This window comes from Streptomyces synnematoformans (assembly GCF_039531005.1).
GTDB lineage: Bacteria > Actinomycetota > Actinomycetes > Streptomycetales > Streptomycetaceae > Streptomyces > Streptomyces synnematoformans.
Genome location: NZ_BAAAPF010000365.1, coordinates 1 through 6,706, shown reverse-complemented (window position 1 = coordinate 6,706; position 6,706 = coordinate 1). Strand labels below are relative to the sequence as shown.

At 75.5% G+C, this 6,706-nt stretch carries 8 protein-coding genes; 3 read left to right on the top strand and 5 right to left on the bottom strand.

The window, feature by feature from the left end; genetic code table 11:
• The coding region (locus tag ABD317_RS32035) for a DUF6597 domain-containing transcriptional factor (RefSeq protein WP_344294574.1) at positions 1 to 347 on the bottom strand (347 nt) is incomplete at its 3' end.
• A gap of 27 nt (positions 348 to 374) precedes the next feature.
• On the opposite strand from ABD317_RS32035, the gene ABD317_RS32030 reads away from it, so the two are divergent.
• On the top strand, positions 375 to 1,244 hold the full coding sequence (locus ABD317_RS32030) for a DNA-formamidopyrimidine glycosylase family protein (protein ID WP_027757320.1): 870 nt from the start codon (positions 375 to 377) through the stop codon (positions 1,242 to 1,244).
• A 24-nt stretch (positions 1,245 to 1,268) separates the two neighbouring features.
• Here ABD317_RS32030 and ABD317_RS32025 read toward each other — a convergent pair whose 3' ends face one another.
• Together ABD317_RS32025 and ABD317_RS32020 are read right to left on the bottom strand one after the other, a co-directional pair.
• A complete protein-coding gene (locus ABD317_RS32025) occupies positions 1,269 to 1,490 on the bottom strand; it encodes a dodecin (RefSeq protein WP_027757321.1) in 222 nt (73 codons plus the stop codon).
• A 58-nt stretch (positions 1,491 to 1,548) separates the two neighbouring features.
• Positions 1,549 to 2,106: a universal stress protein gene (locus ABD317_RS32020; RefSeq protein ID WP_027757322.1), complete on the bottom strand. Its 558-nt coding sequence runs from the start codon at positions 2,104 to 2,106 to the stop codon at positions 1,549 to 1,551.
• A gap of 83 nt (positions 2,107 to 2,189) precedes the next feature.
• Between ABD317_RS32020 and ABD317_RS32015 the strand changes: the two genes are divergently transcribed.
• The gene (locus tag ABD317_RS32015) at positions 2,190 to 3,743 is read left to right on the top strand and encodes an MFS transporter (protein WP_344294571.1); all 1,554 of its coding nucleotides are present in this window, start codon (positions 2,190 to 2,192) and stop codon (positions 3,741 to 3,743) included.
• Here the strand turns inward: ABD317_RS32015 and ABD317_RS32010 are convergent.
• Together ABD317_RS32010 and ABD317_RS32005 are read right to left on the bottom strand one after the other, a co-directional pair.
• Complete coding sequence (locus tag ABD317_RS32010; RefSeq protein ID WP_344294569.1) at positions 3,740 to 4,291, bottom strand: dihydrofolate reductase family protein; 552 nt, start codon at positions 4,289 to 4,291, stop codon at positions 3,740 to 3,742. The genes ABD317_RS32015 and ABD317_RS32010 overlap by 4 nt on opposite strands.
• 65 nt (positions 4,292 to 4,356) lie before the next feature.
• Entirely contained in the window at positions 4,357 to 5,061 is a 705-nt protein-coding gene (locus ABD317_RS32005; protein WP_344294567.1) for an AraC family transcriptional regulator, read from the bottom strand.
• 393 nt (positions 5,062 to 5,454) lie between these two features.
• On the opposite strand from ABD317_RS32005, the gene ABD317_RS32000 reads away from it, so the two are divergent.
• Positions 5,455 to 6,706, top strand: a 1,252-nt coding sequence (locus ABD317_RS32000; RefSeq protein WP_344294565.1) for a discoidin domain-containing protein, incomplete at its 3' end; no start/stop codon positions are given.

Below are 6,706 nucleotides of genomic sequence, written 5' to 3'. Positions count from 1 at the left end.
AGCGCCGCCCCCGGGTCGGCCGCCGCCGCCACCTGCTCCGCGGCCAGCCGCGCCCGCCGCTCGCCCCACAGGTCGGCGAGCGGCACCCGCAGGTTCCGCAGCTCGTGCGCGGGCGCGCCCAGGTCCGCCGGGCCCTGCCCGGGGGCGAAGCGCAGTCCGGTGTACGCGTCGCCGGCGGTGCCGGTGCCGACGTGCGCGCGGGTGTCGGGGCCGGCCACGAGCAGCCCGTCCGGCGCGAGGATGAGGTCGGTGCCGCCGTCCGGCAGCACCCGGTACGGCCCCGGCCGGACGTCCCGGCGGCGCCAGACGACCGCCCCGTCGAGCCGCGCGGGCCTCTCCTCGTACATCACTCCAGCATGCCGCAGACTGGAGGCATGCCCGAGCTTCCCGAGGTCGAGGCGCTCAGCGGATTCCTCGCCGAGCACCTCGCCGGCCGCCACATCGCGCGGGTGCAGCCGGTCGCCGTCAGCGTGCTCAAGACGTACGACCCGCCGCTCACCGCGCTGGAGGGTGCCGAGGTCACCGCCGTCGGGCGGCACGGCAAGTTCCTCGACATCACCGTCGCCGACGAGCTGCACCTGGTGATCCACCTGGCCCGGGCCGGCTGGCTGCAGTGGAAGGACACGCTGCCCGCCGCGCCGCCGCGGCCCGGCAAGGGGCCGCTCGCGCTGCGGGTGCGGCTCGCCGAGCCCGAGGGCGCGGGCTTCGACCTCACCGAGGCGGGCACACAGAAGCGCCTCGCCGTCTACTGCGTACGGGATCCGCGGGACGTGCCGGGGGTCGCCCGGCTGGGTCCCGACCCGCTGGCCGCGGCGTTCACCCCGGAGGCGTTCGCCGCGCTGCTGGCGGACGAGCGGCGGCAGATCAAGGGTGTGCTGCGCGACCAGTCGACGATCGCGGGCATCGGCAACGCGTACTCGGACGAGATCCTGCACGTCGCGAAGCTCTCCCCGTACAAGCTCGCGGCGAACCTCACCGACGAGGAGACCGCCGTGCTCTACGCCGCCATCGGCGACACGCTGCGCGGGGCCGTCGAGCGCTCCCGCGGCGTGGCCGCGGGGCGGCTGAAGGCGGAGAAGAAGAGCGGCCTGCGGGTGCACGGGCGGGCGGGGGAGAAGTGCCCCGTCTGCGGCGACACGATCCGCGAGGTGTCGTTCAGCGATTCGGCCCTGCAGTACTGCCCCACCTGCCAGACCGGCGGGAAGCCGCTGGCCGACCGGAGGATGTCCCGGCTGCTGAAGTGACCGCGGGCGCGGCCCCGCCGGGCGTCAGGCCCCGTCCGGTTCCTCCAGCCGGAAGCCCACCTTCAGGCCGACCTGCCAGTGCGCGACGGCGCCGTCCTCCAGCTGCCCGCGCACCTGTGTGACCTCGAACCAGTCCAGGTTGCGCAGCGTCTTCGAGGCCCGGGCGACGCCGTTGCGGACGGCGTCGTCGAAGCCGTCGGGGGAGGAGCCGACGATCTCGGTGATGCGGTACGTGTGGTTGGTCATGCCCCCACCGTGCCGCAGACCCGGCGGCGGCGCGAGAGGGGCCCCCGCCGCCCGCGGGTCACGGCACCACCGTCACCGGCCAGCGACCCGCCTTGACCAGCCGGACGGCCACCGAGCCGACGAACCGGTGGCCCGCCTGCTCCGACGCGCCCACGATCACCGCGTCCGCCGTCAGCTCCTCCGCCGCCTGCACCAGCCCCGCGTACGCGTCGCCGTGCAGGGTGTGGAACTCCCAGCGGACGTCGAACATCCCGCGCAGCTGCTCCGCGGCCCGCCGGATCTCCGCCACCAGCTCCTGCGCCACCTCCTCCGTGGTGTCCCCGACCGGTGCGCCGAGCGCCGCCGCGGCGGCCAGCGTCGGCTGCACGTACACCAGCGCGAGCAGCGAGCCCTGCCGCCGGGCCAGGCCGGCGGCGTAGGCGGCGGCCCGCCAGGAGGTGTCCGAGCCGTCGACGCCCGCGAGGATCACCTTCGGGCCGTCCGTGCCGCGCTCGAAGCCGGACGAACCGCTCCCGGACCGCGCCTCGGGCCGGTCCCCCGAGGGGTCCTCCGGCCGGTCCCCGGCCGTGTCCTCGGGCCTGTCTTCGAGGTTCCCCTCGGGGCTGACGTCGCTCACCTCCCGGACGCTACCCGACGTGCCGCACGGCGGGCACCGCCCGATGCGGTGCATGCGGCCCGGCCATGCGATTGACTGCGGGTATGACGGAACCCAACCCGCCCGCCGCGGCGCCCGCGGGCCTCAGGCTGGCGGAGCCGGCGGGCCGCTGGCTGCTGACCGCGGTGGTGATCGGCTCCGGCATCACCTTCCTCGACGCCACCGTCGTCAACGTCGCGCTGCCGGCCATCGGCGACGACCTGGACGCCTCCCTCGGCGGCCTGCAGTGGACCGTCAACGGCTACACCCTCACCCTCGCCGCGTTCATCCTCCTCGGCGGCGCCCTCGGCGACCGCTACGGCCGCCGCCGGCTGTTCGTCGTCGGCACCCTGTGGTTCGCGCTGGCGTCCCTGCTGTGCGCGCTGGCGCCGAACGTCGGCGTCCTCATCGCCGCCCGCACCCTGCAGGGCATCGGCGGTGCGCTGCTGACCCCCGGCTCGCTCGCCCTCATCCAGTCCTCCTTCGCGCCCGCGGACCGGGCCCGCGCGATCGGCGTCTGGTCGGGCCTCGCCGGCATCGCCGGCGCGCTCGGGCCGCTGCTCGGCGGCTGGCTGGTGGAGGCGGCGAACTGGCGGTGGGTGTTCGCCATCAACGTGCCGCTGGCCGCCGTCGTCGTGGCCGTCGCCGCCCGGCACGTGCCGGAGAGCCGCGACGAGTCGGCCACCGGCCGCTTCGACTGGACCGGCGCCGCGCTCGGCGCGCTGGGCCTGGCGGGCGTGACGTACGCCCTGATCGCCGCGCCGGAGGAGGGCGTGCCGGCGGTGATACTGGCGGCGAGCAGCGCGGCGGGGGTCGCCGGGCTGGCGGCGTTCGTGCTCGTGCAGCGGCGCAGCAGCCATCCGATGCTGGCCCCGGGGCTCTTCGGCTCCCGGCAGTTCACCGCGGCGAACCTGGTGACCTTCGTCGTCTACGCGGCCCTCGGCGGGGTGACCTTCTTCCTCGTGCTGGACCTGCAGATCGCCGCGGGCTACTCGCCGCTGGCCGCGGGCTCCGCGCTGCTGCCGGTGACGCTCATCATGCTGGCGCTCTCGGAGCGGTCGGGGAAGCTGTCGGAGCGCATCGGGCCGCGTATCCCGATGACGGTCGGCCCGGCGGTCTGCGCCGCCGGGCTGCTGCTGATGCTGCGCGTCGGCGGGCCGGGCGACGACGTGTCGTACGTGCGGGACGTGCTGCCCGGCGTGCTGCTCTTCGGCCTGGGGCTGGCGACGACCGTCGCCCCGCTCACCGCCACCGTCCTCGGGGCCGTCGCGGACCGGCACTCCGGCATCGCCTCCGGCGTCAACAACGCGGTGGCCCGCGCCGCCGGCCTGCTGGCCGTCGCCGCGCTGCCGCTGGCCGCCGGGCTCTCCGGCGACGACTACCGCGACCCCGGGGCGTTCGGCGACGGCTTCCGCACCGCCCTGCTCATCTGCGCCGCGCTGCTCGCCGCGGGGGCGGTGCTGTCCTGGCTGACCATCCGCTCGGGGACCGGGCCCGCGGCGGGACCGCCGGAGCCGCCGTGCCACGTGCACTGCGCGGTGACGGGCCCGCCGCTGCAGTCGCTGGTCGAGGACGGGGGCTTCCCGTCCGGTCCCGAGGAGCCGGACGAGAAGCCCTAGTCCGCGGGCCCGTAGACGAGGTGCAGCACGCCGGAGCCGAACGCCTTCGAGGACAGCAGCCGCAGCGGGATCCGGGCGTCGCCCTCGTCGAAGAGCTGCTCGCCCCGGCGCACCGCGACCGGGTGGACCAGCAGGTGCAGCTCGTCCAGCAGCCCGTGCCGCAGCAGCTCGCGGACCACGGAGATCGAGCCGCCGACGGAGACGTCGCCGCCGGGCTCCTTCTTCAGCGCGGTCACCCCGGAGACCAGGTCGCCCGGCAGCTTCTCGGAGTTCCGCCAGGACAGGTCGACCTCGCCGCGGGAGACGACGATCTTGCGGGCGGCACCGAGGATCTTGGCGAACCCGGCGTCCTCGTCGTCGGTGCCCTCCCGCTGCGGCCACGCCTCGGCGAAGCCCTCGTAGGTCTTGCGGCCGTAGAGCATGGTGTCGGACATCAGCCCGCCGACCGCCTCGCCCATCTCGTCGTCGAAGTAGGACATGTGCCACTCCTCGGGCGCCTCCACGACGCCGTCGAGGGAGATGAAGAGGCCGGCCACGATCTTTCTCACGATGTGCTCCAGAAGGCGGGGTCCGTCGGTGTGCAGTCCGTCGGGACGCTAGCGGCCGCCGGGCGTCAGGTCTTGTACAGAAGCGACAGCGGGCGCGCGGGCCGCGGGTCGTCCCGGAGCTGCCCGGCGGTGCGCCCGATGAAGCGGGTGAGCGCGCGGGCCAGATGGGGCTCGTCGTAGTAGCCGAGGCGGTGGACGACGTCCGCGGCGGCGGCGCCCTCGCGGAGCAGGACCGCGGCGTGCCGCGCGCGCTCGATCTGCCGGGCGGCGCCGTGGGTGAACCCCGTCGCGGACCGGAAGCGCCGCTGCGCGGTGCGCGGCGAGACGTCCGGGGTGCCGCCGCGCATCACCTCGGCGACCAGCGGGTCGCGGACGAGCACGCCGGCGCGCACCAGCCGGTCCGCGAACGCCTCGGCGTCGTCGGGGCCGGGCACCGGCCAGTGCGACCCGTGCAGCCAGAACCGCCGGCGCGTGGCGTCCGGTATGTCCACCCCGGAGTCGAGCAGCCGGGGCGCCGGCAGGTGCGGCAGCACGGTGCCCAGCGCGAAGGTGATGCCGAAGAACCGGGCCTCCTCGGGCACGGCCGCCGTGCTCACCCGCGACTCGGGGCCCGCGACCGCGGCGTGGAACCCGTCGCGCGCCTCCCAGAAGACCAGGTCCCAGCCGGTCGTCGCGACGGCGGTCATCCGGTCGACGCCCTCGCTGCGGCTGCGCCAGACGTACGACACGTACGGCGAGTCCGACGGCCGCCCCTCGATCTCCAGGCCCATCGCGCCCCTCCCGGCGACCGGGCGCCCGGCCGGCGCCGCTGACGAGTGCAGTCTGGCACGGGCCGCCGACAACGCCCCGGCTCCCGGGCGGGCGTTGACCGGCGGGGGTGCCGCCGTTTACGCAAGAAGTCGTCCGAGAATGTAAGTCACTTACGTGAATGGAGGCGGAGATCGTTCGGCTGGTCGGCTGCGGCTGGGCGCGCCGCAGGTCCGTAAGCTGCCGTGTTGAGTAAGCGAGGCGGTGCCCGGTGTCATGTCATGTGCACGCAAGTCACTCCGCACTCCGGAGACGCCGCAGAAGAGTCGGCGTCATGCCCGTAGACTTACCATGATCGTTCTGCAATTCTTCGATATCTCAGCGCAATTAGCTAACTCACAGGTTGGACGACCCGCATGAGAAAGCACCGCTCGAGACATCGGCCCACCATCGCCGCCGTCGCCACCGGACTGCTGCTGTTCGGACTCCCCGCGCTCCCCGCCGCACCCGCCGGCGGAGGCGCCGGCGCCCGGCCCGCCGCGCCCAGCACCGCCGCGCCCGCGCACGCGGCGGCCCGGATCACCGACGGCGACCAGGACACATACTGGCAGAGCCGGGGCAGGGGCCCGCACTGGGTGCAGACCGACCTCGGCCGGCCGGCGCGCGTCGACGAGGTCGTGCTCAAGCTGCCCGAGGACGCCGCCGCCCGCAAGCAGACCCTCGCCGTGCAGGGCAGCGCCGACGGCCAGACCTTCCAGACGCTGTCCGCCGAGGACACCCGCGCGTTCCGCCCCGCCGACGGCAACACCGTCAGCGTCGACTTCCCCGCCGCCCTGACCCGCTACGTGCGCGTGCAGTTCGCCGGCGGCGCCGAACGACCCGCCCGGCTCGCCGAACTCGTCGTGCACACCGCCGAGGACTCCGGCCGCAACCTCGCCGAGGGCCGCCCGCTCAGGGCCAGCAGCCACACCGGCGGGCGCGCCGCGGACGCCGCGGGCGACGGCGACCGCGACAGCTACTGGCAGAGCAGGAAGAGCGGGCGCGACCAGTGGATACGGACCGACCTCGGCGCGTCCGTCGGCATCAACGGCGCGGTGCTCACGCTGCCCGGGGACGGCGGCGCCACCGTGCGGAACCTCAAGCTCCAGGGCAGCACCGACGGCCGGGAGTTCACCGACCTCACCGCGGCCCGCGACATCGCGTTCGACGCGGCCGGCGACCACAGCGCGACCCTGTCCTTCGACACCGCCGTCACCCGCCACGTACGCGTGCTCTTCACCGCCGGCGCCGGCCCCGCCAGGCTCGCGGAGCTGGAGGTCCTCGGCCCGGCCGAGGGCGACACCGAGCCGCCCGGCACCCCCCGCGGCCTGGCCCGCACCGCGCTGTCCGACGGCCGCGTCCAGCTCGACTGGCGGCCCCCGGCCGGCTCCGGTTCGGACGACGTCGCCGGCTACGACGTCTACGCCGACGGCCGGCTGCGCACCGCGGTCGGCGCCGGCACCACGACGTACGTCGACACCCCGGCCCCCGGCGAGGCCGTGACCTACCACGTACGCGCCCGGGACGGCGCGGACAACCAGTCGCCGGACAGCAACCGGGTGACCGCCGGGGCCCGATCGGCCGCCCCCGGCGCCGCCGCCGAGCCCGCCGACCCGGCCCGCGAGGCCC